Annotated in this window: 24 protein-coding genes and 2 tRNA genes; 3 read left to right on the plus strand and 23 right to left on the minus strand. The window is 47.2% G+C overall.

Annotated features, from left to right (window positions below; translation table 11 throughout):
- Positions 1 to 12: 12 nt before the first annotated feature.
- The 18 genes from KNP03_RS01805 to KNP03_RS01890 all read right to left on the minus strand — a co-directional run bounded on the left by KNP03_RS01805 (position 13) and on the right by KNP03_RS01890 (position 18,013).
- On the minus strand, positions 13 to 1,071 hold the full coding sequence (locus KNP03_RS01805; RefSeq protein ID WP_214824349.1) for a rhomboid family intramembrane serine protease: 1,059 nt from the start codon (positions 1,069 to 1,071) through the stop codon (positions 13 to 15).
- A gap of 119 nt (positions 1,072 to 1,190) precedes the next feature.
- Entirely contained in the window at positions 1,191 to 2,147 is a 957-nt protein-coding gene (locus tag KNP03_RS01810) for an L-lactate dehydrogenase (protein ID WP_214824352.1), read from the minus strand.
- A gap of 168 nt (positions 2,148 to 2,315) precedes the next feature.
- Positions 2,316 to 3,086 carry a DUF92 domain-containing protein gene (locus KNP03_RS01815; protein ID WP_214824355.1) on the minus strand — a complete coding sequence of 257 codons (771 nt, stop codon included), beginning with the start codon at positions 3,084 to 3,086 and terminating at the stop codon, positions 2,316 to 2,318.
- Positions 3,065 to 3,619 (minus strand): 5-formyltetrahydrofolate cyclo-ligase, encoded by a 555-nt coding sequence (locus KNP03_RS01820; RefSeq protein ID WP_214824358.1) that lies wholly within the window; start codon positions 3,617 to 3,619, stop codon positions 3,065 to 3,067. The genes KNP03_RS01815 and KNP03_RS01820 overlap by 22 nt, the downstream gene beginning before the upstream one ends.
- A 55-nt stretch (positions 3,620 to 3,674) precedes the next feature.
- On the minus strand, positions 3,675 to 3,839 hold the full coding sequence (rpmG, locus tag KNP03_RS01825) for a 50S ribosomal protein L33 (RefSeq protein WP_255313299.1): 165 nt from the start codon (positions 3,837 to 3,839) through the stop codon (positions 3,675 to 3,677).
- 84 nt (positions 3,840 to 3,923) lie between these two features.
- Positions 3,924 to 6,125, minus strand: a complete 2,202-nt coding sequence (locus tag KNP03_RS01830) for a glycoside hydrolase family 57 protein (protein WP_214824362.1) — start codon at positions 6,123 to 6,125, stop codon at positions 3,924 to 3,926.
- Between the two features lie 12 nt (positions 6,126 to 6,137).
- Positions 6,138 to 6,920, minus strand: coding sequence for a DUF4912 domain-containing protein (locus KNP03_RS01835; protein ID WP_214824365.1), 783 nt, complete (start codon positions 6,918 to 6,920; stop codon positions 6,138 to 6,140).
- A 115-nt stretch (positions 6,921 to 7,035) separates the two neighbouring features.
- Positions 7,036 to 7,698: a phosphate signaling complex protein PhoU gene (gene phoU / locus KNP03_RS01840; RefSeq protein WP_214824367.1), complete on the minus strand. Its 663-nt coding sequence runs from the start codon at positions 7,696 to 7,698 to the stop codon at positions 7,036 to 7,038.
- Positions 7,699 to 7,714: 16 nt separating this feature from the next.
- Entirely contained in the window at positions 7,715 to 8,488 is a 774-nt protein-coding gene (pstB, locus tag KNP03_RS01845; protein ID WP_240544449.1) for a phosphate ABC transporter ATP-binding protein PstB, read from the minus strand.
- Between the two features lie 97 nt (positions 8,489 to 8,585).
- Positions 8,586 to 9,497 (minus strand): phosphate ABC transporter permease PstA, encoded by a 912-nt coding sequence (pstA, locus tag KNP03_RS01850; protein ID WP_214824380.1) that lies wholly within the window; start codon positions 9,495 to 9,497, stop codon positions 8,586 to 8,588.
- 1 nt (position 9,498) lies between these two features.
- Entirely contained in the window at positions 9,499 to 10,443 is a 945-nt protein-coding gene (gene pstC / locus KNP03_RS01855; protein ID WP_214824383.1) for a phosphate ABC transporter permease subunit PstC, read from the minus strand.
- Between the two features lie 84 nt (positions 10,444 to 10,527).
- Positions 10,528 to 11,463, minus strand: coding sequence for a PstS family phosphate ABC transporter substrate-binding protein (locus KNP03_RS01860; protein WP_214824385.1), 936 nt, complete (start codon positions 11,461 to 11,463; stop codon positions 10,528 to 10,530).
- Positions 11,464 to 11,616: 153 nt separating this feature from the next.
- Positions 11,617 to 13,701: a peptidoglycan D,D-transpeptidase FtsI family protein gene (locus tag KNP03_RS01865; RefSeq protein WP_240544409.1), complete on the minus strand. Its 2,085-nt coding sequence runs from the start codon at positions 13,699 to 13,701 to the stop codon at positions 11,617 to 11,619.
- Positions 13,702 to 13,838: 137 nt separating this feature from the next.
- On the minus strand, positions 13,839 to 14,447 hold the full coding sequence (locus KNP03_RS01870; RefSeq protein WP_214824388.1) for a superoxide dismutase: 609 nt from the start codon (positions 14,445 to 14,447) through the stop codon (positions 13,839 to 13,841).
- A gap of 84 nt (positions 14,448 to 14,531) precedes the next feature.
- On the minus strand, positions 14,532 to 16,007 hold the full coding sequence (locus KNP03_RS01875; RefSeq protein WP_214824392.1) for an alpha-amylase: 1,476 nt from the start codon (positions 16,005 to 16,007) through the stop codon (positions 14,532 to 14,534).
- Positions 16,008 to 16,120: 113 nt separating this feature from the next.
- Positions 16,121 to 16,194: transfer RNA gene (locus KNP03_RS01880), tRNA-Ile, on the minus strand.
- A gap of 7 nt (positions 16,195 to 16,201) precedes the next feature.
- Positions 16,202 to 16,275 (minus strand) — tRNA-Met (locus tag KNP03_RS01885).
- A gap of 115 nt (positions 16,276 to 16,390) precedes the next feature.
- Entirely contained in the window at positions 16,391 to 18,013 is a 1,623-nt protein-coding gene (locus KNP03_RS01890; protein ID WP_214826167.1) for a Na/Pi cotransporter family protein, read from the minus strand.
- 194 nt (positions 18,014 to 18,207) lie between these two features.
- Here KNP03_RS01890 and KNP03_RS01895 point away from each other — a divergent pair, with 194 nt between their 5' ends.
- Complete coding sequence (locus tag KNP03_RS01895; protein ID WP_214824395.1) at positions 18,208 to 18,666, plus strand: hypothetical protein; 459 nt, start codon at positions 18,208 to 18,210, stop codon at positions 18,664 to 18,666.
- Between the two features lie 25 nt (positions 18,667 to 18,691).
- Here the strand turns inward: KNP03_RS01895 and KNP03_RS01900 are convergent, their stop codons facing one another.
- A complete protein-coding gene (locus KNP03_RS01900; protein WP_214824397.1) occupies positions 18,692 to 20,320 on the minus strand; it encodes a methyl-accepting chemotaxis protein in 1,629 nt (542 codons plus the stop codon).
- A gap of 284 nt (positions 20,321 to 20,604) precedes the next feature.
- Here KNP03_RS01900 and ispG point away from each other — a divergent pair, with 284 nt between their 5' ends.
- Together ispG and KNP03_RS01910 are read left to right on the plus strand one after the other, a co-directional pair.
- Positions 20,605 to 21,726 carry a flavodoxin-dependent (E)-4-hydroxy-3-methylbut-2-enyl-diphosphate synthase gene (gene ispG / locus KNP03_RS01905; RefSeq protein WP_214824400.1) on the plus strand — a complete coding sequence of 374 codons (1,122 nt, stop codon included), beginning with the start codon at positions 20,605 to 20,607 and terminating at the stop codon, positions 21,724 to 21,726.
- Positions 21,727 to 21,799: 73 nt separating this feature from the next.
- On the plus strand, positions 21,800 to 22,384 hold the full coding sequence (locus tag KNP03_RS01910; RefSeq protein WP_214824403.1) for a hypothetical protein: 585 nt from the start codon (positions 21,800 to 21,802) through the stop codon (positions 22,382 to 22,384).
- 50 nt (positions 22,385 to 22,434) lie between these two features.
- Here the strand turns inward: KNP03_RS01910 and KNP03_RS01915 are convergent, their stop codons facing one another.
- The 4 genes from KNP03_RS01915 to KNP03_RS01930 are packed head-to-tail and all read right to left on the minus strand — an operon-like array spanning position 22,435 to position 25,903.
- On the minus strand, positions 22,435 to 23,832 hold the full coding sequence (locus KNP03_RS01915; protein WP_214824406.1) for an NAD(P)H-hydrate dehydratase: 1,398 nt from the start codon (positions 23,830 to 23,832) through the stop codon (positions 22,435 to 22,437).
- Positions 23,833 to 23,872: 40 nt separating this feature from the next.
- A complete protein-coding gene (locus tag KNP03_RS01920; RefSeq protein WP_214824408.1) occupies positions 23,873 to 24,298 on the minus strand; it encodes a Fur family transcriptional regulator in 426 nt (141 codons plus the stop codon).
- Complete coding sequence (locus KNP03_RS01925; protein ID WP_214824409.1) at positions 24,291 to 25,148, minus strand: metal ABC transporter permease; 858 nt, start codon at positions 25,146 to 25,148, stop codon at positions 24,291 to 24,293. Before KNP03_RS01925 ends, KNP03_RS01920 begins: the two co-directional genes overlap by 8 nt.
- Positions 25,145 to 25,903, minus strand: coding sequence for a metal ABC transporter ATP-binding protein (locus KNP03_RS01930; protein WP_214824410.1), 759 nt, complete (start codon positions 25,901 to 25,903; stop codon positions 25,145 to 25,147). The genes KNP03_RS01925 and KNP03_RS01930 overlap by 4 nt, the downstream gene beginning before the upstream one ends.
- Between the last annotated feature and the right edge of the window lie 170 nt (positions 25,904 to 26,073).

Below are 26,073 nucleotides of genomic sequence, written 5' to 3' on the forward strand. Positions count from 1 at the left end.
CATGATCTCTCCTTAACTATATCCATATCCGTATCCATACAATATGCCAAACAGGCAAACTGTGAATACGGTAAACAGTACTCTTTGCGTTCGATTCGTTTCATCCGGCAGACCCACCACACCGGAAACGAAGAATCCCCCAATCAAGCCACCTGCGTGCGCAAAATGGTCCAAACTCGCTCCTAAGACGAATGCTAACCCTACATTTAATCCTAACATAATAAAGAGCGGAGGGCCGAGTGTCTTCATAAATAACGACCTGTCGCGTAATCCAAAATACAGGAGTGCCCCGACCAATCCGAACAGAGCCCCAGAGGCACCTGCCGAAATCGAATCACTAAATGCGTAAGACGCGGTGGATGCAATGATTCCTCCAACGAGATAAATGATAAGAAAACGGAAAGAGCCATACATTCGTTCTACGAGTGGACCAAGGGACCAGAGGGCAAACATATTGATTGCGAAATGAAACCAGCCGATGTGGAGAAACATCGGTGTGATCAGTCGCCACCATTGTCCGTCGTCAATCAGCGGATTCACTTTCGCCCCGAATGTGATCAACGTGTTCGGATCAAATGTCGAGCCGACCGATTCGGCGAGCCACATGACCAGTAACGTCAAAAACATGATTCCATAAACGACTTGCGGCTTCCCAAAAGAAAATCGTTTTTTCAATTCCGATTTTTTCTGACGATCGAGACCGACCGCCAGCATCCGAAAACGGTCTTCTTCCATTGAAGACACACATACACTTCGCTCCAATCGGACTTTTGCAGCAATCGGAAAAGTCATGTCACGCAAGCGTTCCTCATCAATGAGCTCGTCCCCATAGACATGAATCGTCAAGTGCTTCCTTCCGATGCGGGAGAGGCGAAATCCATTCAAGGCAGCAACAATGTCGGCACCGACATGGTTCGCCCATGCTTTTTCAGTTCGAACGTACAGATCATACCGGTCTCCGGCGGACGTATCAAATACAATGACAGCCCGAGACGGTTCGAGGATTCCTTCGATTCGACCGCCTTTCTCCACTTTGTGATAAATATCTTCCCAAAAACAAGCTGTCGTCAAGCGAATCCCCTCCTTCTCTATCATTGTAATGCATGTGCACGCACGCTACAAAGTAAGAGGCGTTTTTCTCAACACAAAAACCGCAGCCCCTAAAGGACTGCGGACAGACAAGTGACCGATTAAAGGACCGGTTGCATCGTCTTCATCAATACATCGGCAGAATGTTGCATCTTTTGATGTTCTTCTTCAGACAATTCAATCTCTACGACCTCACGGACACCTTGACGGTTGATGATTGCCGGAACACCGATATGAATATCGTTTAAGCCGTATTCACCATCGAGATGTGCACCGACCGTAAGCAACGTGTTCTCGTTCCGTAGGACCGCTTTGACCAAACGGAGAAGTCCGAGACCGATTGCATAGTACGTTGCGCCTTTACGTTCGATGATGTGATAAGCCGCATCACGGACGTTGACGTAAATTTCTTCGAGATCTTCCCATGAATACTCATCGTGCTCTTCAAGCAATTGTTCCACTGATTTACCGTAAATCCGGGCGTTGCTCCAAGCGGCAAATTCCGTATCTCCGTGCTCGCCCATGATGTAGGCGTGGCAGTTACGCGGGTCGACATTGAAGTAATCTCCGAGCATATAGCGAAGACGTGATGTATCAAGCACTGTACCTGAACCGAAGACACGGTGTTTCGGAAGTCCTGAGTATTTCCAAGCTAAATGAGTCATGATATCGACTGGGTTTGATGCGATGATGATGATTCCGTCAAAACCAGATGCCATGATGTCTGAAATCATTGATTTCATGATCTTCGCATTTTTTTCGACGAGGTCAAGACGTGTCTCACCCGGACGTTGCGGAGCACCCGCTGTAATGACGACGATATCCGCCACGCCGCAGTCTGCATAGTCCCCAGCCCAAACACGCATCGGTGAAGCAGCGAAAGACACCCCGTGGTTCAAGTCCATCGCTTCCCCTTCAGCTTTTGCTTTATTAATATCAATGATTACAAGTTCTTCGCAAAGACTTGCCGTTGTTAATTGGTAAGCAAAACTCGCACCGACAGCTCCTGCACCCACAAGCGCGACACGTGTTACTTTTGCATGATTTAATGTTTCCATTATGATTTCCACCCTTCGAACAATCTGTTTCATGTTTTTCTTATCTCTGTTACAAAAAGATTGTAACATCATTCACAAACACCAACTACATTCGAAACCGTTTTCACTTTGGCAATATTGTGACAATATTCACATTCGTTCGAAACATCCTCAGTTTCTGTACTACCCTCAACTGAACAGCGAGAAACAAATCCAAGCGACTGAAAAGATAGAAAGGAAATTGACCGCGTCATTTCCAAGAAAGCGCCAGCCGGAGACATAGGCAGTAGGCGTATCATGATGCATTCGTTTCTCCGTCAATTTATCGCAGACGACACACCGATACTTTCGCTGGACGGTCGCACCAAGTAACGTATCAATCACACTGCCGCTCAATCCAACGACCCACAGGAGGAGAAAAGTTGACCAACCGAACGACATAAACGGCACAGAAGCAAGGATAATCAGCCCGCCCCCTGCAATGGACATGACCGTCCCAAACGTGGACACCGCCCCACTCGTCCCCGGTTCGACTGTTTTAAACGTGAACATGAATCGCGGCTTTCTTTTCGAGAGAACACCGAACTCCGACCCCCACGTATCACTCGTTGCCGCCGCAATCGAAGCGATATACATCATGATCCATACGGTCTCTTCAAACACGAGATAACCGATGGCGCACATGATCCCGACTCCGCCATTTGCGAGAACTTGGACATAATCGCGCGCCCCAGTCTTCTCGACGATCTCATCGACTTCTTTTTTATCTCGCGAACGATACTTCGAGGCGAGAGAAGACGTCGAGAAAAACACTCCGAGTAAGTATAATCCAAACCACCCGAAGGCCCATCCGATCATCGTACCCGTGACCACGGTGAGCAGGGCACCGGACCATGTGAGCGAATGTAATCGATAGCCGGTAAAAGCGACAAAACACGTTACGATAAAAATGGCAAACATTGAATAACTTCCCTTTCTGACACGATCCATTCGACTGCCAGATCATGAGGTTCTGTCGGTACCCGATCGATGATTTGTGCGGTATAAGCCAATGCGACCGTCACTCCTTCGTATGTATGTAAAAAACGGTCATAGTACCCGCCTCCCCAACCGATCCGGTATCCCGACCGGTCAAACACACGTCCGGGCACAATACATAAATCAATCGGTTCGTTTGTAGGCGGTGATGTCGGTTCTAAAATGTTCATCACGCCCTCTTCGAGCTCATCGATGGACCGGATGATATGAAACGTAAGTCCGTTATCAGTTACTTTCGGCACGCATACCTCTTTTCCTGCCTCCCATGCTGCATGGATAATCGGTCGGGTATCGATTTCAAGCGGGAGCGGCAATGTGATCGCGATGCGATGACTTTCTTCCCAGCATGTCATCTGTAACAAGTTTTCATAAATCATCCGGTCCGCTTCTTCACGATTAATCATCTCTTTGATTTGTTGATGGACAAAACGTCTCAGCTCACGTTTTTCATGCATCTTCATTCCCCCTGTTTACAAAAAAGGCCGTCACATATGTGACGGCCGGTCTCGATTACTTCACTTCGCGGTAAAGCGTGTGACGACGGAGACGTGGGTTGTATTTGCGCAACTCGAGGCGCTCTGGGTTGTTACGTTTGTTTTTCTTCGTGATGTAAGTGCGATCGCCTGTTTCTGTGCAAGCTAATGTGATTTTAACGCGCATTTCTTTCACTCCCATCTTACTGATGTTGTATCAAGTGCTTTTGCTTTACAGTCTAAGCATACTCAATTATCCTACCAAGTTTCCTTTGAAAAAGCAAGGTTATTTCACGTTCTTTTTCAAAGCTTTCTCCTTATAGGGAGACTGGTCAAGTGGCAGGCATACTTCTGTATTATCCTGGATTGCGTACCGTTCTTTCAAGTCTTCCATCGACAGCTGTTCATCGATATATACCGTTTCAGCGGCATGGAAGATACTGTTTTCAATCCGGTGTATCGCATCATAGAGTCCACCGTGCCCATGTGGGTTACGGGTCGCTTCAAAGGACAACATAGTTGAGTATAACGGAATTGACAGTGATTTCGCAAGTTCCCGGGCAGCCGGAATCGTCATCCAGTCAAAGTGATGGACCGCTTTAAAGTTGACCCGGGATGAAAGTTCATGAACCAGTTTCACATAAGCCAGGTTTTGCGTGGCGATTTGATTCATCACATGCTCTAAAAACGGACTCGTCGGTCTCACCCGATACACATGCACATGGTTGTGTCGTTCGTATTCAGGCAAGCCTTCTTTGAACGGAGTGAGGACGTAGATTGTCTCTCCCTCTTTCGCGCGGGCTTCCACTTCGGCGACTACCCGATGTCCGAGGTCTCCGACGAGGTTGCCTGTATATTCCGGCGTCAGCAGGAGAATCGCATCGTCTTCTCTCCCCCGTTCGACCGTCACATAATAATCGTGTGGTGATAGGAATGAATCAATTTCGATATCTTCATCCTGTAAGAACGGGTAGACGTTGTAATGCTCCTCCAGCAAACGTTCCGACACTTCGTCTCGATACAGTGCCGTCTCGAGCTCGGCAAATAGACGGGTATGCTCCCGGAAGCGTTCAGCGGCATACTGCGCCGTGGTCTGACCGTCCAGGATAAATGCCCAGTCACTCGACACCGCGAGCACGTAATGACGTATCAGTTGTTTCAACGCCCTTGTCGCAAGTTCAGATGAATCGCGGTAATCCGCGACATCTTTGACGAGCTGCATCTCCATGACGTGGAGATGACGGAGCATCCATTCATTGCGCTCGTTGATCCATACCTCGCCGTATCCTTTTCTACCCCACGTGTTCATCGACACATGGACCGTCTGCAGGTCTTGGAAATGACGCTCGAGGAAGATAGCCGGCGTGATCGTCTCAATCCCGAACTCTTCAAGACGCTCCGCGACTTTCCCTAGAAACTCTGGACCTTCGAACCACCAATGACCGAACAGCTCGGCATCGAACGGCGCTGTCACAAGAAACGGCGGGAACGTCTGTCCACCATGGGCCTCAAGGTGCGCTTCGAGTGTCTTGGCAAAGTCTGTAGCGTGATTGTCAATCTGATGTTCTGCCCATTCCCGTACATAGAAATCTTTCTGGTCGGTATCGCCAGTGATGCGGTGCATCTTCAATCCCGTGTCAAAGCGGATTCCTTCCGGGTGCATGAACGGTTGAATATAATCCCAATCCCGATCATACGCCAAATCCCGATAAAACTCTCGATAGTCCGGGTGGCCCGGATACCCGATCATAGAACTCCAAATCTTTCCGGAGATGATTTGGTCACGCGGGAACAAGGCCACGCCGTGTGGTGAATAGACGGGTGCCCCGATTCCTTTCTCAGGTGTCGGGTCCGCCTCTAAAAGCGCATGTTCATCCACAAACGTGTAGCGAACGCCTTCTTCGTACAAAATGCGGTCCACACCCGGTGTATACGCGCACTCCGGTAACCAAATCCCGGTTGGGCGGAATCCGTAGTGGCGTTCGAAACAATTCAGACCGAGACGGATTTCCGCTCGTGCTGCCTGTTCGGTAAAGAGGTGCGGGTTAAAACCGTGCGTAGCCGTACAGGTGACCATATCGATATAACCCTGTTCCCGATATGTACGGAACGCCTCATTCAAGTTTTTATTCCAGTGCAGGAATGTATTTTTTAAGTCTTGATAGCGTTGCTGGTAAAAATGGAGGGTCGAGACTTCTTCCTGACTCCGCCCCTCTGACAACTCCAGCGTGATCAGCTCAAGCATCTCATCGAGGTGTTCGACATAACGATCCTGTATGAGCGGGTCGGCCAACATTTCCACGACAGGTGGTGAAATACTGACTGTCCAATGGAGCGGTCGTTTGAGACGATCCACTTGCCATAGAATCGGAATATATGTTTCTGAGATGGCCTCGTATACCCACCGCTCTTCTAATCGATGTTTCTCTTCATGCCTTACGTACGGTAGATGGGCATGAAGGACGAGTGAAAAATAACCAGGTTTCATGATTGGTCCTCCTTAACGTACGAATCGGTATGCAGAATATTTAGGTAACGTATCGAGTAACTCCGGTGCATCCACTTCCCCGAATTGCCAACGGCGGACCGGCTCGGCAAATCGACCGACTCCTGCCGGTTCATCGCGTGGTGTATCGAGTGGACTCGAAGCGACAATCGGTAAAAATTCACCTTCCATCGTCCGAATCCCGAATTCAAATACATACGTCGTATTCGGATCGAGTGGACGGACAAACCAGCTGTTTGTCATCTCCGGTAAATCGAACGTATAGGAACGATTCGAGTGACCGCTCATATAATCGAGCAACGTCACGTCAAGAATCCGAAAAGCTTTCGGTAATTCTTCCCACGGACGCATGAATTGCAGTTCCAGTGTCTCCTTGACCAGGTCGGATACTTCCCAACAGACATATACCGCATTCGGGGACTGGACGACCGCATGCATGAAGTCACGGTTATACCGGTCAGGCAGTTTCCAATACCCTTCCGGACCTTTCTCCAGTAAAGGAGAACGTACCTCACTCACTTCCTCACGGGTCGAGGCGATTTGTTGACTCGACGGTGCGAGCGGTTGAGCCGCTTTCTTTTTCGGTGACTTTGGCACCGATCGTTTCTGATTCGCCTGTTTCGATGTGGTCGATTCCTCTTTCGGATCAGAGGCTGCTTGCTGCGACCTCCATTTCCGCCACGCATATTGGACTTTACCAATCGGGACGTCAAGCTCTGCCGCAATCTGTTTTAACGTTAATCCTTGTTGTTTCAAGGAAACAATCTTCTCTTCCATCTTTTTTGGGCTCCCTTCATGAAAAAATCCATGTAGACTACTATTCGCTCATCACATATAAAATCCTGCACAAAAAAATAAAGAACAACATCTCTGTTGTTCTTTACCACTAATCTTATTGATTTAAATCATAATGCTTCCCTTTTTCAAGGAAAATCAAGTGCTCTCCGAAGTTCGTTACATGGTCGCCCATGCGCTCCAAGTAGCGTGCGATGTTAGAGAATTCGTATACATCGTTCGTGCCTTCGGTCATTCCCGGCAGGCTTCCGATGTATTGCTGAATGACTCTTAAGTTGATTTCATCGATGACACGGTCCATCTCATTCAACTCACGGACGCGGCTCACTTCCCCTTTACGGTAAGCACGTGTCGCCAATTCCAGCATGTCGATCAATTGCTCCGCCATCTGTTTGAGCGGTTGAATGTCATGTAAATAAGGGACGTGTTCAATTCGTGAAACAGCCTTGGCGATGTTCGTCGCATAGTCTGCGATCCGTTCCAAATCCGTCGCCGATTTCATCGTAACGATCAAACGGCGCAAGTCCGTCGCGACCGGTTGCTGTTTCGCGATGAGCAGGATGGCTTCATCGTTAATCGTCAACTCCAAGTCGTCGAGTTCGTTGTCATTGTCGATGACCGTCTTCGCCAGTTCAAGATCATGTTTCTCGAGTACTTCGATCGCAGTTGCCGTCTGACGCATTGTCAAGTTGGCTAGACGAACGACTTTATCTTCTAATTCCACTAATTTTGCATCAAAGAAAGTACGGTTTTGTGCCATAAATCTATTCTCCTCCTTAACCGAAACGGCCAGAAATATAGTCTTCAGTCCGTTTATCAGATGGATTTGAGAAAATCTTATCCGTTACGTCGAACTCAACGACTTCTCCGTTCAAGAAGAATGCCGTCTTATCTGAAACACGGGCAGCCTGTTGCATGTTGTGCGTTACGATGATGATTGAGTATTTCTCTTTCAACTCTTGAACGAGTTCTTCTACTTTTAATGTAGAGATTGGGTCAAGTGCCGAAGTCGGTTCGTCCATCAAGATGACGTCCGGTTCGATTGCGAGTGTACGTGCGATACAAAGACGTTGCTGTTGACCACCCGATAAGCCATAAGCATTCTCGTGCAAGCGATCTTTTACTTCATCCCAAATTGCCGCACCACGTAACGAACGTTCGACAATCTCGTCCAACACTTTTTTATTTTTAATGCCGTGTGTACGGGGACCGTACGCGACATTGTCGTAGACTGATTTCGGGAACGGGTTCGGTTGCTGGAATACCATCCCAACCGATGTGCGCAAATCTTCTACCTTATATCCACGGTCGAAGATGTTGCGTCCATGATAAAGAATCTCCCCGTTCGTACGGACCGTCGGGACAAGTTCTACCATTCGGTTCAACGTTTTGATGAACGTCGATTTCCCGCATCCAGATGGACCGATGATTGCTGTGACTTCGTTCTTTTTAATATCCAGGTTGACATCGATCAATGCCTGATCTTCGCCATACCATAAGTTCAAGTTATTTACGACATAGGCGCTATCTTTTTTCATCTCTGTTGTCATCGGTTCTGTCGTTGTTGTATTCACGTTATGATCTCCTTTTTTGAGCTCTTCTTGTTTCATCATCTCGAGCGTCCTCCTCATTCAACTACTCATCAAGTCAGTTTCGGTTTGAGTATTTGTTCCGAATATAGATCGCGACCGAGTTCATAGCGATCAAGACTGTCATTAGGACGATAATGCCGGCAGCTGCCAAGTTTTGGAATTCTGCCTGTGGACGACCTGTCCAGTTGTAAATTTGAATCGGTAATGCGGTGAAATCTGAAAAGATTCCGCTAGGTGTTGTCGAAATAAACGTAGCTGCCCCTACCATGATCAAAGGTGCTGTTTCACCGATTGCACGGGACACCGATAAAATGATCCCTGTGATGATTCCCGGTAGCGCTGAAGGTAAGACGACATTGAATGTCGTTTGCCATTTTGATGCACCAAGACCAAGGGAAGCGTGACGCAACTCTTGTTTGACCGAGCGCAGTGACTCTTGTGCAGCGACGATGACGATTGGTAAACTCATGAGCGCCAGCGTGAGTGCCCCCGCAATGACCGAGTTTCCAAGTGCCATCGCTCGAACAAAGAGCGTCAATCCGAGTAAACCGAACACGATTGACGGTACACCGGCCAAGTTCGAAATATTCACTTCAATGAAAGACGTCAGGCGATTCTTTGGGGCATATTCTTCCAAATAAATCGCGGCTCCGACACCTAACACGAAGACGATTGGAATGATGAGACCCATCAACCAGAGTGTTCCAATCAATGCCGGATAAAGTCCTGCACGTTCAGCGCGACGTGACGGGAAGTTACGCAAGAAGTCGAGGTCGACCCATCCCGCCCCTTTCGTGACGATGTCATAAATCAACGTCGACAGGACGACGAGCGCAAACACCAATCCTGCCATAAATACATATTTAAACACTTCATTCATCTGGAGACGCATTTTAATTCGTTTGGATACCGTCTCCCGATCAATCAGGTTCTTGTCATTCTTGAACTCACTGTTCGGTAATGCCATATTAGTACTCCTCTCTGAAGCGACGCGTCACCCAGTTCGCAAACACGTTCATCAAGAGCGTGAACACGAAGAGCAATGCACCGACCGCATAGATACTGTAGTATTCGATTGTCCCGTATCCTGCATCCCCTTTGGCGATTTGAACGATATACGCAGTCATCGTCTGAATCGCATTCAGTGGATTGAATTCGAAGTTCGGTTGTGAACCACCGGCAATTGTCACGATCATCGTTTCTCCGATTGCACGGCTCATTCCGAGCACGATCGAAGCGATGATTCCCGACAATGCGGCAGGCATGACCACTTTAACAGCAACTTCTAAACGTGTCGCACCCAATCCGAGGGCACCTTCACGAATTTTTCTTGGGACAGCGCTCATCGCATCTTCAGAGATCGAGGCAATCATAGGGATGATCATGATTCCGACGACAATCCCTGGACTCAAGGCGTTATAAATCTGCAATCCTGGAATCAACGATTTAAGGATTGGCGTGACGAAAGACAACGCAAAAAATCCGAATACGATCGTCGGAACTCCTGCCAACACCTCTAAGATTGGTTTAAGAATACGACGCGCCCGTTCAGTGGCGTACTCACTCAAATAAATTGCCGAAGCTAAGCCGAACGGTATCGCAACAGCCATTGCGATCAGAGTAATCTGGAGTGTTCCCATCACAAGCGCCCACACCCCGAAACGCGGGTCGGCACTCATTGGATACCATTCTGTTTTTCCAAGAAACTCAGACACAGGTACCCGTTCAAAGAACTTGAACAGTTCAAACCCGAGCGTAAACGCGATTCCGATTGTCGTGATCACGGAAACGAGTGCGCTCAAGAATAATAAGAACGGCATAACTTTATCAAACACATTGGTTTGACTATATTTTTTTTGTTTGTTTTGTTGAATCATCTCTCGAATCGAGAGCTCTCTTTTTTGTTCATTCATCTCGTGTATCGCTCCCTACCTCTTCATACTAGAAAGCATGGCGAGAAGGTGAGAGAATCCCTCACCTTCAGCCATCTGTCATCTTTACTCGCCTGCGATCTCATCGATCACTTTAGCGTTCTCATCATAGCGTGCTTGTTCCATCTTGACGTATCCAACTTCTTCAGAAAGGTCAGCTGCGTTTTCGTTCATGAAGCGTGCGAAATCTGCAACTTGTTCTTTATCTTTCAATGAAGCGTTGTTAACATACGTGAAGATTTCACGTGAGAGTGGGTAAGACAAGTCGTTGATTGTTTCGTGAGTTGGCTCAATGCCTTCTACGTTCAATGCGCGAAGCGTGTCTTGGTTCTCAACGTAGTATGCGAAACCGAAGAATCCGATTGCACCTTTCGTACCAGCGACACCTGTTACAAGTACGTTGTCATCCTCAGACAATTGTGAGTCTTGGCGGATATCTGCTCCGTCGAGTACTTTTTCATCGAAGAAGTCGTACGTACCTGAATCTTTACCTGGTGCGAAGAATGAAATTTCTTCGGCTGGCCAGTCAGAGCGAACATCTTTCCACGTTTTCACGCTTGTGTCAGTCCACATTTTATTCAATTCTTCCATTGTAATATCTTTTGCCCAATCGTTTTCCGGGTTCACGACGAGTGAAAGTCCGTCAAGCGCGACTGCGAGTTGTGTGTATTCTACACCGTTTTCTTCAGCTTGAGCAGCTTCTTCTTCTTTGATTTCACGCGAAGCGTTTGAGAAGTCCGTTTCACCCGTTACGAAACGTTTGAAGCCACCACCTGTACCAGAGACACCTACTGTCACTTCTACATCCGGTTGTTCCATTGAATATTCTTCAGCGACTGCTTCCATGATTGGGAATACAGTTGATGATCCGTCCATGACGACTTTACCTGAAAGTGCGTCACCGTCGGTAGCACCATTTCCTTCATCGTTTCCACAAGCAGCACCTACGAGTGCGACTGAAGTGATTGATGCGAGTACAGCTGATTTTTTCATCCAAGACATTTGTGACGTCCTCCTTGAGTTTGCTTTGATTTGTGTTGTAGATCCGTTGTTCTGTCCTACAATTAACATCCTAATAAACTACTATTAACGAGAAATAAACGGAACGTTAAAGAATTGTAAAGACGAAAAAAGAAGCCACCGAAGTGACTTCTCTTATTGCAACATCGCATTCACATCTTCTAAATTGAAGTATGCTTTCATGATATCGTGGGCGACACGTGTATTGATGCCTTCCCCTTCCATGCCCGGCATGATGATTGCCCAAGCAATTTCAGGATCTTCGAACGGTGCCCACCCGACATGGTTCGAGTTGAGCGTCTTAATAGGTGCCCCACTGCTGTCTCGTTTTGCCTGTCCGTCTGACCCTTCGGCGATGGCTTGCGCCGTCCCCGTTTTCCCAGCCGCCGTCATACCGGTCAGTTGGAGAATGCGGGAAGAACCTGATGATGATTCGACGCCTTGACGGTACCCTTCCCGGACACGCTCGATATACTCATCTTGAATGTTGACCTTGTTCAGTGCGTTTGGTTGGAACGTGTTCACGACTTGTTTGTTTTTTTCATCAAGCGATCCCGGCTCAATAATTTCTTTTAATAGATGAGGTTGTACACGATACCCCCCATTTGCTAAAGCAGACGTATACTGAGCGAGTTGGATCGGTGTATAAGAAATGAACTGACCGATTGCCATGTCCATAAGGAGCGTGACACGGTCCGGCACACTGCGGAACCCGATGGACTCGTACGGAAGATCGATTCCCGTTTCAATCCCTAAACCAAATTGTTTATAGTAATGCTCCATCGTATTGAAGGCTTGCGTAACATTCTCACCGACAATTTGCCCGGTCGAATAGTAGTCGGCAAGGCGAAGTGCGATTTGGAACATATAAATGTTTGAAGACATCGCGAGCGCGTCTAAATCATTAATGTTTCCCATGTTCCGGTAAGAAGATTTTAACGAAGACCCGATTCGAATCGGTGCATCATAAATATATTCTCCCGGTTTGACGACACCTTCCTCGAATCCGTATGCAACGGTCGCACCCTTAATGGTCGACCCGATTTGGCTCGCGCGAAGTACGGTTCCTGTCGACACGTCTCTAAATTCATTCGTTTCTAAATCCAGTTCTTGTCCGGACAAAGCGAGCAATTCGCCTGTCTTCGGATTCATCACGACCGCGAAGGCACGCTCGAAATGCGGGCTGGTTGCCCGGCCTGCCCGGATTGCTTTTTTCAAAATCTCGTCGACTTGTTTTTGGAATTCGATATCCGTTGATAAGACGATATCTTTTCCTGGATTCCCGCTGACGCGCGTCGGTTCCCCGACCGGTTCCCCTTTATAAGTCGTGAAGACGTCGTAGGCTGGTGTACCGCGAAGCACTTCTTCATATTGTTGCTCTAAATATGACGTTCCGACGCGATCGTTCAATCCATAGCCTTTCGCCTGGTAAGAGGCACGTTGTTCCGCAGGAATTTGGCGATAGCTCCCTAAGAAACTTTTGAACGTATCCCCGAACGGATAGGCACGTTGATAATAAGGCTCGACACTGACACCTGGAAGCATTTCGAGGTTCTCCTCGATGACTGCGATTTCTTTAGGAGAGGCGCCGATTTTAATGACTTGCGGGTCAAGCGCATAACCGCTCTCCATATTATGTTTGATGGCGATGATTTCTTCTGTCGCATCATCAAACGTAATCTCTGCTTCCGTGATGGAATCTAACAGGAGACGGTCCACTTCCTGGTTTGACAAAGCGGCCCGTTCCTCTTCCGGTAAATCCGCCAACAAAGACTTCAACCGTTCTTGTGCGAGTTCCGGATTGGTGGCGATCCAATAATCCTTCCGGTCTCGTTCCGTCATTTTTCGGTCTTTTTCAGGAATCTCGACGATTTCCGCCAATTTTTTGGCGACATCTAACCGCTCATCGGTTTTCGTCACTTGGGAGCGACGATACATGATGGAGTAGTTTGAAATCGTGTCCGCGAGTACACGACCGTTCCGGTCATAAATCTTCCCGCGTGGCACTTCATATTTAATTTTGCTCGACTCGGTCTTTTGGACCTCACGAGCAATCAGTTCACCATTCACGATTTGTACGACCCCTAATCGAAAGATCAAGGTCGCAAACAAGATAAAGACGATGAAAAATAACAAATTCAACCGTAATGGCAAGTGGTTGCGCCGTTTCTTCGGCACTTTCACACGATTTTTAGCCAATTCCGTTAACTCCTTCCCCATGCAGTTCCTTCTATTAATATATATGGAAAGTGTAAGCTTCTTTTTTGTCCGTTTTTCACTATATCATAATTTGTTTACAAAATAATTAAAAGCAAGAAAAAACCCGAGATTCCTGAAGAATCCCGGGTGCGTCGCCGTTATTTTGCGTCAGCGTAAAGTGTTCCAACATAATCCCAATCGATGACGTGGAAGAACGCATTGATGTAGTCAGGACGACGGTTTTGATAGTTCAAGTAGTAAGCGTGCTCCCAAACATCAAGTCCGAGGATCGGTTGAACACCTTCCATGATCGGTGAGTCCTGGTTTGGTGTTGACGTCACTTCGAGTTTGCCGTTTTTCACGACAAGCCATGCCCAGCCTGAACCGAAGCGAGTTGTCGCTGCTTTCGTGAACTCTTCTTTGAATGCATCGAAGCTTCCGAATGCTTCATCGATTGCTGCTGCGAGTTCACCTGTTGGCTGTCCGTTCTCATTCTTCTTCAACAACTTCCAGAAGAAAGAGTGGTTCCAGTGACCGCCACCGTTGTTACGGACCGCTGTTTGAATGTCAGCAGGAAGCGAATCGATTTTTTGAAGTAGGTCTTCAAGTGAAGTGTACTCCACATCTTTTCCTTCGAGCGCGTTGTTCACGTTCGTCACGTAAGTGTTGTGGTGTTTTGTGTGGTGGATTTCCATCGTGCGTGCGTCAATGTGTGGTTCGAGTGCATCATATGCGTAATCAAGTTGTGGTAATTCAAATTTAGCCATAACTAAAATCCCCCTTAAAATTGTTTTGAACATCGTTCGTTTTAAATGTAACAGATTTGTGACACCTGACTCAATTGTAATGCTCTATTCTACAACGTCTACTTCCGGTAAGGCCCAAACCGAAATAGACCCCGCCGCCACTTTAAATACCCCATTTCCCTCTTCGTCAATCTCAATCGTGTCTTCAAGTGTATTTGTCAGGTCGACCCATACCTCCCCGGCACGTTCTTCCCCCACAAACATCGTTTTTTCAGCTTCTTCTTCGTTTGAAATGAGAACGGCACACCCTGAACGGTCGATTTCTTCTACGCCACGACGCACCCACCCGATGACGTGTGGGTCGTCGAAGTAATCATCTTGTTGCCCATAAGCTTTCTCACATCGTGCATAAAGCAGTGAATCGATCGCCAGCTTCATCCCATCAGTCGGATGAGGTCCGTTAATTCCGTAATAGTCCCCGTAAAAGACACATGGATAGCCATCTTTTCGTAAAAGGATCAGACCGTAGGCGATTTGTTTGAACCAATCCTGCACCCATGACTCGAGCGCCTCCTCGGGTTGCGAATCATGATTATCGACAAATGTGACCGAATGAAGCGGGTGGGATTGAACGAGCGTATCGTCAAAAATGGTCCGCATGTCATATGACGCCCCTTCCACGGAGGCTTGATGTAAATTGTAATGAAGCGGCACATCAAATAGATCCACGTGATAATCGATGTTATCTAAAAACTCACGACAGGCATCGAGCTCTGACTTCCAAAACTCCCCGACCATGTAAAACTCATAGTCCTTTTCTCCACGCATCGTCTGACTGAACTCTTTCACAAAGTCATAGTTGATATGCTTGATCGCATCGAGACGAAATCCGTCACATTTTGTCTCCTCGATGAGCCATTTCCCCCAATTGAGCACTTCCTCTCTCACTTCAGGATGATGGTAATCAATATTCGCAAACATGAGATAATCATAAACCCCGAACTCATTGTCCACATTGTCATTCCATTTTTTATTCTCGCCTAGAATGAAAAAAATGCCTGTCCGGTCATTTGCGGCATCATAATCCGTTCCGTTGAAGTGATGAAAATTCCATTTGAACGAAGAATATTTTCCATCCCGAACCGCGTAATCAAATTTTGTCCAACCCTCGATTTCGAATGGCTCTTCAGATAACACTCTCGTCCGGTCATTCGGGTCCACTTCTTGTACGAGGAATTTTTCAGTCGCATCGGCGCCAGCTTTATGGTTCATCACGACATCCATATAAATTTGCATCCCGAGCTCCTGCTGACAGTACTTCGTGGCTTCTAACAACTCTTCTTTTGTTCCATATTTCGTCGCAATTGATCCCTTTTGGTCAAATTCGCCTAAATCATATAAATCATATATTCCGTAACCGGTATCTTCAGAACTTTGTCCTTTCGTGACCGGCGGGAGCCATAACGCGGTAATGCCCACATCGCTCAGTTCTTTCGCGCGGTCTTTTAACCGCTTCCAATGTTTTTGGTCCGCTTCGACGTGCCACTCAAAAAACTGCATCATGGTGTAATTTCGATCCATTATGTTCGCCTCATTTCGTATTTTTCAAAAAACAAAATGCTAACGAGTATTTACCCACCCGACCGTTTTTGAAAACAAAAAAACGACTTTCATATCATGAAAGCCGTTACAAATGGACCCTGTAGGACTTGAACCTACGACCGGACGGTTATGAGCCGTCTGCTCTAACCAGCTGAGCTAAGGGTCCTTATAAATAGCGGCGGAGGGAGTCGAACCCACGACCTCACGGGTATGAACCGTACGCTCTAGCCAGCTGAGCTACACCGCCATGTTGTTATACAGTAATAATATACTGAATCGCCTGTATAGTGTCAAGTGAAATTCCTTACCAACCAAACAAAAAAACATTCCGGTGCGCGGTGGCGCCGGAATGTTAAGAATGCTTAAACCGTTGCTTCGTTAGAATCTTCTAATGTGATTTCAGTGATGTTCATCGCATGGTCACCGATTCGCTCAAGGTTCGAGAGCATATCGACGAAGAACATACCTGCTTGTCCATCACAAGCCCCTGTGTTCAAGCGGACAACGTGATTTTTACGGAATTGTCGCTCAAGCATGTCGAGTTTCGCTTCCATCTCAATGACTTTACGTGCTTCGACCATATCTCCGCTCGCCAACGTTTGAAGTGACTTCTCAAGCGTTTCGCGTGTAAGGTCATACATTTCAGTCAATTCTTTTTGAGCATCTGCTGAAAGTGTCACTTTCGTAGCCGTCTTATAATCGATCAACTCGATGATGTTTTCAACGTGGTCACCGATTCGCTCGATGTCGTTGATTGCATGCATGAGTGTCTTATGCTCTTGTGATTCCTTCTCCGTCAAATCAACAGCAGCCAATTTAACAAGGTAATCTGTAATCTTCGCATTCAATGAGTTCAATGCCTCTTCGATGTGCGCTGATTTCTCAGAATGCTTCTTATCGCCTGTCATCAAGTAGTTACGTGCCTCATCAAGTCCGAGTTTCGCGAAATCTCCCATGCGGATGACTTCATATTTAGCTTGCTCGACAGCAATCGAAGGTGATTGTTGGATGAAAATCGGATCCAAATGTTGTGCTTTCGTATCCACGATTGAATCTTCACCAGGAACGAGTTTCGTAACGAGCCAAGCAATCGAACCGATAAACCAGAATTGAATCAATGTGTTGGCAACGTTGAACGTACCGTGTGCAAATGCGATTTGCATTTTGTCTTCTAGCGCTAACACGTCTGTGATCCAGTAAATATAGTTCGTGAACGGAATGAGCAAGATTAAGAAAATTGTCGTCCCGATCAAGTTGAAAATGACGTGTGCCGCAGCTGCACGACGAGCCGCAACCGATGCACCGATTGAAGCCAAGATGGCTGTAATCGTTGTCCCGATGTTATCACCGAACAATACTGGGAGTGCAGCCCCAAGGTCGATTGAACCGCCTGAGTACAACTCTTGCAAAATCCCGATTGTCGCTGAAGATGATTGAACGATGACTGTGAAAACTGTACCGACGATGACACCGAGGAACGGGTTGTCACTCATCGATTGTGTTAAGTCGATGAAATATTCACTTGAGCGAAGCGGACGCATTCCGTCACCCATCAATTCTAATCCGTAGAACAACGCACCAAGACCGAAGATAACTTGTCCGAGGTGCTGATAGCGTTCTTTCTTAAAGAAGAAAAGAAGTACGGCACCGACCGCGATCATTGGAAGTGAATACTCACCAACATCGAAACCGATGATGAAGGCCGTTACCGTTGTACCGATGTTCGCCCCCATGATGACACCGATCGCTTGACGTAATGTCATGAAGCCGGCGCTAACAAGTCCGACTGTAATAACCGTTGTACCTGAAGAAGACTGAATTAATACCGTTACGATAATCCCGGCTAGTACCCCGAGGAACGGATTCGTTGTATACTTATCAAGGATATCGCGCAGGCGGTTACCTGCAGACTTTTGGAGTCCGTCTCCCATCGATTTGATACCGAAGAGGAAGATCCCTAAACCTCCAAAAAACATGAATAACATTTCTTGTAATTCCACGATGTTTGTACTCCTTTTTATTAAGAATTGGTTGGATTTGCTTGGTTTTTATTGCCCTACTCATTATGCCTTCATCCTCCACTCGATGTAAATACGTTTTATGTAAAGGTTTTATTAAAATACTGTACTAATCCCGCACACTTTTACACAACTGTAATAATACAGATAGGAGCTTTTATATGTTTTCTAGCATTTTAACGTTTTTACGCCTGAGCCTTTATCCGGCTAAGCAGGTATTGCGCCTTCGTCTCGCGCCGCTTCATGCCTATATGGGAGCGACTTTTGTCTTTACTGTCATTGTCACGTTGATGGACTTTTTATTTCTACGACCTGACTTCTTCATACCGATGTGGCTGTTCTTACATGGATTCGCGGTCTTTTTCTTCTATTTGATTTGGGTCGCCTGTATTGCGCTGCTCGTTCAACTGCTCACCCGGATCAGAATGAAACGCGCCTGGCCATATCGTCAAGCATGGCCATATGCTGTAGCGATGACTCTCGTCCCGACCTTTTTAATGGTTCTCCTTTTTCAATGGTTACCTATATATAGTTGGGTACCTGCTCCCATCCTGCTTTATTATGTCGGATATCCACTTACTCAAATCCCAATAAAGAAAAACCGAGGCTCCCGGACATAACGGGAATCTCGGCTTTTTTTGTAATTCATACGGGAGACAATTCAGATAAAATCTCATTTAATTGATCACTTTGAGCACTTAATGTCGTTCCTGTAAGATGCAATGACTCTTGAACTTCTGTCCAGTGATGAATTCCTTCGTTCAAGGCAACCAATTTATGCTCGAGACTGGTACTGATTTCTTTCAACTCCTCAGTCGAATTTGTAACCTGATTCAAATTTTCCCCTGTCTGTGCTGTGTGGGTTGTAATCGTGTGAAATTCAACTAATTGCTCTTTTAAGTTTTGATCAATGGTGTTAATTCCAGCTTCAACCTGACGAATCGCCATTTTTAACTGGTGAATGTCGTGAATGAAATCAGTTACTTCCGCTAGTAGATCATCACGTTCTTTTCGCAATGCTTCAATTGCAGTAACCGCAAGTAAAGTGGATTCGTTCGTCATCTTCGCTAAACTTCCGACTTCATTTGCAACGACAGCAAACCCCTTCCCTTGTTCCCCAGCTCGTGCTGCTTCGATTGAGGCATTGAGAGCTAACATTTTTGTTGAAGCGGAAACTGCTAAAATATTTTTCAAAGCCTCATCGGCCCGATTTGAATTTGATTCGCTTTCGACCAATTGCTGTTGAATCGCCTCAATTTTTTGTTCTACGTTTTCACTTACCGTTTTTACAGAATAGAATGAATCCATTTCCCGATGCAGGTTCATTCTCAGTTGTTCTCCGCGCCGATTCACCTCAATTATTTGCTGACGTAACTGATCAATTTGCTTTGCGACTTGATTCATATTTTCTGAAGAACTGATTGAAAAATGCTGGTAAGATGCACTCGTATGTTCAACCGTGCTTGCGACTTCTTTAAAGTGGTTCACCTGTTCTTCTGTACTCAAGAGTTGACGCTGAAACATCGGTAAACTTTTCTTAAACGCCCGTGAAGTTTCTCCCATCGTCAAGAGTGATTTATTCCATAATGAAATGAATGTATTAAACTCAGATTCCAACGTGTGAATCTCCTTTGATTTACCGGCCAATGGAACGACAGAGAATTTCCGCGTCTCGACCGCACTCCGCAACGTGTCGGCTAATTGAGCCAACGGTTTTACTTCCCTCTGAATCAATCGAGAAAATAACAACATAATCAAAAACATCCCTGCAGAAAATCCTAGTAGCATCGTCTGTCTCAATTCATTCATCGGTCCAAGGACAGACTGCTTTGTGACGACAAGCGCGTACGTCGCATTCAATTCCGGAATTCGAACAGTTGCAATGAACAATTTTTCACTTTCGTTCACTATTGGACGAGTTGAAGCATATTCCATCAATTTTTGTGGGTCCTCCACGAGACCTTGCTTGCCGGTCAACTGTTCAGTCGCTTCATCTCGAATCCAGTATTGGCTAGCCTCCATCCCGTCCCCCGATAAAATTGAAGCCTGTTGCATATAATTAGATTTCAGTGATCGATTTAACATTTTTTCGTTGGCTACATGGGCACTGTATGATGTCTTTACCGATTCACGCATGACCGTCACTTCTCGTACTAACCGATTCTCAATCTCATCTGACAGCAGTTGCTCAGACTTCATGGCGAACCAGCCAAATGTGAGGGTAAAGATGAACAACACGAATGGCATTAACGTCCATTGCAGACGATGGGCCATTTTTAAATACCTTCTCTGCCTATTCTTCTCCTGAACGGGTATACTAAGTGATGGTTTTCGTTTCCACTCCAAACTGGGTCACCTCTTTATCTAGTTTCGTGTATATATCGGTCTAAAGACGGTGGAAAATTATGAAGTAGATGTTAAGATAGCGTTAGAGTTTGTTAAGAGCACACATTGATGGCGCATCCTAGATGCTTTTTCACATGCTTTTCGATATGATAATGTAGAAACCCATCATCTTAAATCGATTGGAACCTTTCCAAAAGAAGGAGATTACGTATATGTCAGAAATTTTGCATCGTTCATTAACACGCCCGATTCGAGTCGGTAACTTGATCATCGGGGGATCGAATGAAGTCATCATTCAATCAATGACGACGACAAAAACTCACGACGTCGAAGCGACTGTCGCAGAAATCAAACGTTTAGAAGAGGCCGGTTGCCAAGTCGTTCGTGTCGCTTGTCCTGACGAACGCGCGGCAGATGCACTCGCCGAAATTAAAAGCCGGATCAATATCCCGCTCGTCGTCGACATTCATTTCGACTATAAACTTGCTTTAAAAGCAATCGAGAGCGGCGTCGATAAAATTCGAATCAACCCGGGTAACATCGGACGTCGCGAGAAAGTTGAGGCTGTCGTGAATGCCGCGAAAGCAAAAGGCATCCCAATCCGAATCGGTGTCAACGCCGGATCCCTCGAGAAGCAATTCCTTGAGAAGTACGGCTATCCGACGGCTCAAGGAATGGTTGAAAGTGCGATGCACCACGTCAAAATCCTTGAAGACTTGGGCTTCTATAACACGATCATCTCGTTGAAGGCATCGGATGTAAACCTTGCGCTCGAGGCGTACACCCTCGCAGCGAAGACGTTCGATTATCCGCTTCACGTCGGAATCACAGAGTCTGGTCCATTGTTCTCGGGTTCGTTGAAGTCAGCAGCAGGACTCGGTGCCATCCTGTCACTCGGAATCGGGTCGACAGTCCGCGTCTCGCTTTCGGATGACCCGGTCGAAGAAGTCAAAGTCGCAAAAGAAGTACTCAAATCATTCGGCTTGGCCGCAAACGCCGCGACCCTCATTTCGTGTCCGACATGCGGTCGCATTGAAATCGATTTGATTTCAATCGCCAAAGAGGTCGAGGAATATATCCAAAACATTAACGTGAACATCAAAGTCGCAGTGCTCGGCTGTGCCGTCAACGGTCCGGGGGAAGCACGTGAAGCTGACATCGGAATCGCTGGTGCCCGTAATGAAGGACTCCTCTTCCGCCACGGTAAGATTATCCGCAAAGTACCTGAGGCGACGATGGTCGAAGAGTTGAAAAAAGAGATTGATGCGATCGCTGCTGAAAAGTTGGCAGAACGTGAGCGAGAAGAACAAGAACTCGCGAATCAATCCAAATAATGAACCTTTTTCCCGCACGGTTGCAACCGTGCGGGTTTTTGATAGAATAGAGGTCATGTGAGGAGGAGATTTGATGCAAATCGGCATTGATTTGGACGGTACGGTTACCGATCCTAAAAGTTGTTTTCTATATATGAATGATTCGCTCGGATACGCAATCGATTATCAGCAGGCGACGGAGTACGAACTTCATACGTATACGAACATGTCTCAACATGATTTTTGGAAGTTCATGGTGGAGCATGGTCATGAAGAAGCGATCTACCGCAGTTCTCTCCCACACACCGAAGTCAACGACGTACTATGGAATATGCGCCAGCATCACCACCTCCATTACGTGACAGCACGGAGCGAGGCTGTCCGGTCCGTCACGGAAGAATGGATTCAGCGACACGCTCTCCCACTCGATTCTCTCGTAATGACGGGAAGTCACGATAAAGTTGGCGTCGTGAAGGACCTGTCACTCGATTTATTTATGGAAGACCGCTACGAGAACGCCGTATCCATTCACGAAGAAACGTCAATCCCCGTCCTGTTATTTGACGCCCCGTACAATCGAAAGCCGCTTCCTGAAGGAGTGAGACGAATTTCTTCCTGGAAAGAAGCCCATCACCACGTCAATCAACTTGAGCAATCTTTATTTTTCAATAGACGATAATCAAAAACTGCACCACCGCCACTTCATACAGTAGAGGCAGGGTGCAGTTTTTATATACGTCCAAGCGCGTCAATCACATCACTGGCGAGTATGCTCGCCGGATGAATGGACCGGCTCGCTTCTTGTGCAGCCAGCGCATGCCAAAGGACCGCTTGTTCATTCGGATTCCAAGTTGCAGTTTCACGGTCTCTTCGTGACCATAGTGCCAGGAGAATGCCCGTCAACACATCCCCACTGCCTCCTTTCGCAAGTGCGGAGGCTTCTACCGTGTTTACGGCCCCAGAGCCATCCGGGGAGACGATGAGCGTATAGGTCCCTTTCAGCACGAGATGAATGTGATGGGACCTCGCAAAGTCAATCGCTACCCCGAACCGGTCTGCTTCGATTTCTTCAACCGATTTTCCGGTGAGACGGGAAAACTCGCCCGGATGGGGTGTCAACGTGAGCGGACCATAGGCTTCAAGACGCTTCGAGGACAACGCGCCTGCATCCGCAATCAAAGGGATGTTCTGTTGTCGTACTGTTTTCCAAAGCTGCTCGAGTACATCGCCTTCCACCATCCCCGGCCCGATGGCCACGGCATCATATGTTCGAGTGCTAAAGTCCCCCTGTTCGTAGTACATCGCCTCAGGCAAACTTGAAGCTAGCCTGTATGCTTCTCTAGGAATCATGAGATCAAGGAGACCGCCCCCCGCTCTCAATGCTGCCTTCCCTGCTAAAAACGGTGCGCCGAGAAGATGCCGACTCCCTCCGATCAACTGACCGTGCCCATAGTCCGTCTTATGACTGAACCGCTCCCGTGTTAATAGAGTGCGGTCAAAGTCCCGTTCCTCCAACACTTTCCACGAGGACGTATTCGTTAATCCGATGTCCACCAGCTCAAGCTCTCCAAAGTAAGGGGCCGTTTTATTGAGAAATGCACTCCGCTTATATCCGTGTAGCGAGTATGTTTGCGATGCCCGGACAGCGAATCCGTCAAATTGTGTCGCATCGTCACTCGGGATGCCGGAAGGCACATCAACCGAAATGACCGTTGCGTCCTGGTCACGAATCCACGAAATGATGTCTCGTCCTTTTCCGGTCACTGCACCGGATAGTCCGATTCCGAATAGAGCGTCGACGATATAATCACAGCGGAACGGTTCATCGATCACTTGTACAAACTTCCGGGCATACGCCGCGTGTGTCTGTGCCGCTTCCGACTTCCCTTCTCCTAGAGGTGCCCATACGTAAACGCGATGTCCGCGATGGGTTAATTCCCGGGCGATGACCCAACCATCGCCCCCGTTGTTCCCCCGTCCGCAAACCACGAGAATCGTGGCATCCGCCTCGATGTCGAGTTTTCCGGCAAGTGCTGAGGCAGCCCGTTCCATCAACACATTCTCGGGTAGTCCGTTACGAATCGCATTTTGATCGATTGTTTTGATTTCTTCCGCTGTATAGATCATCGACTCATCTCCTCTCTATATGTACAAAAAAGGGATTGAATCAATTCAATCCCTCAAGCTTACATTCTTTACAATACCCGTATATCTCAAATTTATGGTCCACCACTTCAAATTCCGGGTCGACCGTCTCAACATAGCGCATCGGGCATAAATCGAGCAGTTTCGTCTTGCCACAGCCGCGGCAAATCAAGTGATGGTGATGATGCGTGGCACTACACGTCACCCGAAATGATTTCTCACCGTTTAATTCCGTCGCTTCAATCAACCCTTCTTCAGCGAAAGATTTCAGGTTGCGGTATACCGTGTCAAAACTCATCGTCGGATGTTTCGCCCGCATATAGTCGAGCACTTCTTTGGCACTAATATAGCGTTCTTCCCCTGCTAGATACGCATACATTTCGATTCGTTTCGGGGTCACTTTCAAGGACGAGGAGCGCAGACGATTCAATTGCTCCGTTTCATTCATGACGTACCTCCTTTTTCCGAACAGACATCACTTTTTCAAGCAACATGACAGTCGCTAAAATAGCGACCGCAATGAGCACAATCACCCCGCCCGGCGCGACATCGAGGTCGTACGCCAAGACGAGCCCGCCAATCGTCGCCAGCTCTCCAAATACGATTGCCCAAAGGATCGTCTGTTTAAAGCTCGACGTGAAACGGAGCGCGGCCGCGACCGGAAGCGTGATCAGGCTCGACACGAGCAACGTCCCGACGATCCGCATGCTGACCGCGATGACGAGCGCCACGACAAACATGAAGAGCGCGTGTAGCCATCGGCTTGGAAGACCTGATACTTTGGCCTGTTCCTCATCGAACGACAAAAAGAGCAGCTGTTTGTAGAACGTGAGGATGACGGTTAACGTAATGATAGCCACACTGACGATTAGCACGATGTCCGACTGACTCACTGCCGAGATGGAACCAAATAACAAGGTCGACAAATCAACTGAGAACCCACGAGACAACGAAATAAAGATGGCACTGAATCCCATTCCTGCAGACATCATGATTGGAATCGAGAGTTCTTGAAAGTGGACATATTTGCCTCTTAACCAATTCAACCCGAGAGCCGCCAGGACAGAAATAAGCGTTCCCATATAGAGTGGATTTAAATCCATGAAGAAGGCAAGGTATTGTCCCAGAAATAAACTAAACGATATACCGGCAAGCGTCACGTGCGACAACGCATCCGCGATCAGGCTCATTCGCCGGACGACGACGAACGAACCGATCAAGGGAGCCGTGAATCCGATCACGACCGCCGCGATGAACGCATAACGCAAAAAACTGTAGGTCCATAGTTCTGCGATCATGTCGTGCCCTCATGCACCAGTACTTTTACCGGGTACGGCTTGATCGAGGCGAGCTGTCCCAACTCACTGTATTCCTTCAAGCCACAGTTACACGCCATCTGTCCCCGGTCTAAATGAACGACTTTGGTCACGAGATCGGTCACGACGTTCAAGTCATGGGTCACGAGCACAAACGTGCACGTCGTATGCTCACGAAGCATATGAAGAACCTCATAAAAATCGCGTAAGTGCTTTTGGTCTACCCCGACCGTCGGCTCATCCAAAATCAATAAGTCCGGTTGGTTGACCATCGCGCGGGCGATGAAGACCCGTTGTTGCTGCCCACCTGACAAGTCCCCGATTTTCCGATGCCTGAATTGCCACATATTGACCGTTTCAAGCGCATTTTGAATCGCAGCCTTATCTTCCATCTTTAATCGTTTAAATAGTCCGAGGCGACCGTATCGTCCCATCGCTACTACCTCTTCCACCGTAACCGGGAATCCCGAGTTAAAAGAAGCCGCTTTTTGGGAAACGTAACTGATACGAGACTTGTCTTTAAATTGGGCAATCGGACGACCGAACAATTCAACGGTCCCCGACTGAGGCGTCAATAATCCGAGAATGGTACGAATCAATGTCGATTTCCCCGATCCATTTTCTCCGACGATTGCTACAAAATCGCCTTGGCGGATATCAATCGACACGTCTTTTAATGCAGGCGTGCCATCGTAATAATAGGACACGTGGTCCAGCTTGACGACTGAAGTTGTCATCTCATCCCTTCTCTCATCTTCTAAATCGTAATCATTTCTACTTGCTTAGCGATTGTATTATACAGAAGATCAGGATTTGCATCAAGTCGGTCTTCTTTCGTTCATACTAAAAATATAAATATTCCACGATTCATCGTTTTCGGACTACCCATTGTTGGATACACTACTAA

Source organism: Exiguobacterium algae (assembly GCF_018617875.1).
GTDB lineage: Bacteria > Bacillota > Bacilli > Exiguobacteriales > Exiguobacteriaceae > Exiguobacterium > Exiguobacterium algae.

Excerpts from the sequence above, each read along its gene's own strand:
- KNP03_RS01810 (WP_214824352.1), bottom strand. The coding sequence starts at position 2,147 with ATGGAAACATTAAATCATGCAAAAGTAACACGTGTCGCGCTTGTGGGT.
- KNP03_RS01815 (WP_214824355.1), bottom strand. The coding sequence starts at position 3,086 with ATGTTTGCCATTTTTATCGTAACGTGTTTTGTCGCTTTTACCGGCTAT.
- KNP03_RS01820 (WP_214824358.1), bottom strand. The coding sequence starts at position 3,619 with ATGCATGAAAAACGTGAGCTGAGACGTTTTGTCCATCAACAAATCAAA.
- rpmG (WP_255313299.1), bottom strand. The coding sequence starts at position 3,839 with ATGGGAGTGAAAGAAATGCGCGTTAAAATCACATTAGCTTGCACAGAA.
- KNP03_RS01830 (WP_214824362.1), bottom strand. The coding sequence starts at position 6,125 with ATGAAACCTGGTTATTTTTCACTCGTCCTTCATGCCCATCTACCGTAC.
- KNP03_RS01835 (WP_214824365.1), bottom strand. The coding sequence starts at position 6,920 with ATGGAAGAGAAGATTGTTTCCTTGAAACAACAAGGATTAACGTTAAAA.
- phoU (WP_214824367.1), bottom strand. The coding sequence starts at position 7,698 with ATGGCACAAAACCGTACTTTCTTTGATGCAAAATTAGTGGAATTAGAA.
- pstB (WP_240544449.1), bottom strand. The coding sequence starts at position 8,488 with ATGACAACAGAGATGAAAAAAGATAGCGCCTATGTCGTAAATAACTTG.
- pstA (WP_214824380.1), bottom strand. The coding sequence starts at position 9,497 with ATGGCATTACCGAACAGTGAGTTCAAGAATGACAAGAACCTGATTGAT.
- pstC (WP_214824383.1), bottom strand. The coding sequence starts at position 10,443 with ATGAATGAACAAAAAAGAGAGCTCTCGATTCGAGAGATGATTCAACAA.
- KNP03_RS01860 (WP_214824385.1), bottom strand. The coding sequence starts at position 11,463 with ATGTCTTGGATGAAAAAATCAGCTGTACTCGCATCAATCACTTCAGTC.
- KNP03_RS01865 (WP_240544409.1), bottom strand. The coding sequence starts at position 13,701 with ATGGGGAAGGAGTTAACGGAATTGGCTAAAAATCGTGTGAAAGTGCCG.
- KNP03_RS01870 (WP_214824388.1), bottom strand. The coding sequence starts at position 14,447 with ATGGCTAAATTTGAATTACCACAACTTGATTACGCATATGATGCACTC.
- KNP03_RS01875 (WP_214824392.1), bottom strand. The coding sequence starts at position 16,007 with ATGGATCGAAATTACACCATGATGCAGTTTTTTGAGTGGCACGTCGAA.
- KNP03_RS01890 (WP_214826167.1), bottom strand. The coding sequence starts at position 18,013 with ATGTTATTCATGTTTTTTGGAGGTTTAGGGATCTTCCTCTTCGGTATC.
- KNP03_RS01895 (WP_214824395.1), top strand. The coding sequence starts at position 18,208 with ATGTTTTCTAGCATTTTAACGTTTTTACGCCTGAGCCTTTATCCGGCT.
- KNP03_RS01900 (WP_214824397.1), bottom strand. The coding sequence starts at position 20,320 with ATGGCCCATCGTCTGCAATGGACGTTAATGCCATTCGTGTTGTTCATC.
- ispG (WP_214824400.1), top strand. The coding sequence starts at position 20,605 with ATGTCAGAAATTTTGCATCGTTCATTAACACGCCCGATTCGAGTCGGT.
- KNP03_RS01910 (WP_214824403.1), top strand. The coding sequence starts at position 21,800 with ATGCAAATCGGCATTGATTTGGACGGTACGGTTACCGATCCTAAAAGT.
- KNP03_RS01915 (WP_214824406.1), bottom strand. The coding sequence starts at position 23,832 with ATGATCTATACAGCGGAAGAAATCAAAACAATCGATCAAAATGCGATT.
- KNP03_RS01920 (WP_214824408.1), bottom strand. The coding sequence starts at position 24,298 with ATGAATGAAACGGAGCAATTGAATCGTCTGCGCTCCTCGTCCTTGAAA.
- KNP03_RS01925 (WP_214824409.1), bottom strand. The coding sequence starts at position 25,148 with ATGATCGCAGAACTATGGACCTACAGTTTTTTGCGTTATGCGTTCATC.
- KNP03_RS01930 (WP_214824410.1), bottom strand. The coding sequence starts at position 25,903 with ATGACAACTTCAGTCGTCAAGCTGGACCACGTGTCCTATTATTACGAT.